1 protein-coding gene is annotated in these 1,084 nt (G+C 54.0%); it reads left to right on the top strand.

The features are described from left to right. Positions 1-1,080 (top strand): elongation factor Tu (gene tuf / locus BHU62_RS24545; protein WP_060417749.1); only part of this gene is annotated, 1,080 nt, incomplete at its 5' end. Positions 1,081-1,084: the final 4 nt, after the last annotated feature.

Here is a 1,084-nt window from a genome sequence, read left to right as displayed (position 1 = left end):
CTGGCTAAAACCTACGGCGGTTCTGCACGTGCTTTCGACCAGATCGATAACGCGCCAGAAGAAAAAGCTCGTGGTATCACCATCAACACCTCTCACGTTGAGTATGACACCCCGACTCGTCACTACGCGCACGTTGACTGCCCAGGGCACGCCGACTACGTGAAAAACATGATCACCGGTGCTGCTCAGATGGACGGCGCGATCCTGGTAGTAGCTGCGACTGACGGCCCAATGCCTCAGACCCGTGAGCACATCCTGCTGGGTCGTCAGGTTGGCGTTCCTTTCATCATCGTATTCATGAACAAATGCGACATGGTTGATGATGAAGAGCTGCTGGAACTGGTTGAGATGGAAGTTCGCGAACTGCTGTCCGCTTACGACTTCCCAGGCGACGACCTGCCAGTAATCCGCGGTTCCGCGCTGAAAGCGCTGGAAGGCGAAGCTGAGTGGGAAGCGAAAATCATCGAACTGGCCGAAGCCCTGGACAGCTACATCCCAGAGCCAGAGCGTGCGATCGACAAGCCGTTCCTGCTGCCAATCGAAGACGTATTCTCCATCTCCGGTCGCGGTACCGTTGTTACCGGTCGTGTTGAGCGCGGTATCATCAAAGTTGGCGAAGAAGTTGAAATCGTTGGTATCAAAGACACCGTTAAGTCTACCTGTACTGGCGTTGAAATGTTCCGCAAACTGCTGGACGAAGGCCGTGCTGGTGAGAACGTAGGCGTTCTGCTGCGTGGTATCAAGCGTGAAGAAATCGAACGTGGTCAGGTACTGGCTAAGCCAGGTTCTATCAAGCCACACACCCAGTTCGAATCTGAAGTGTACATCCTGAGCAAAGATGAAGGTGGTCGTCACACTCCATTCTTCAAAGGCTACCGTCCACAGTTCTACTTCCGTACAACTGACGTGACCGGTACCATCGAACTGCCAGAAGGCGTAGAGATGGTAATGCCAGGCGACAACGTGAACATGGTTGTTACCCTGATTCACCCAATCGCGATGGACGACGGTCTGCGTTTCGCAATCCGTGAAGGCGGCCGTACCGTTGGCGCTGGTGTTGTTGCTAAAGTTATCGCTTAATCGC

Origin of the sequence: Serratia marcescens (assembly GCF_001902635.1) — a bacterium.
Lineage (GTDB): Bacteria > Pseudomonadota > Gammaproteobacteria > Enterobacterales > Enterobacteriaceae > Serratia > Serratia marcescens_F.
Note: the sequence above shows the minus strand (reverse complement) of the source record. Positions and strands in the feature narration are given on the sequence as shown.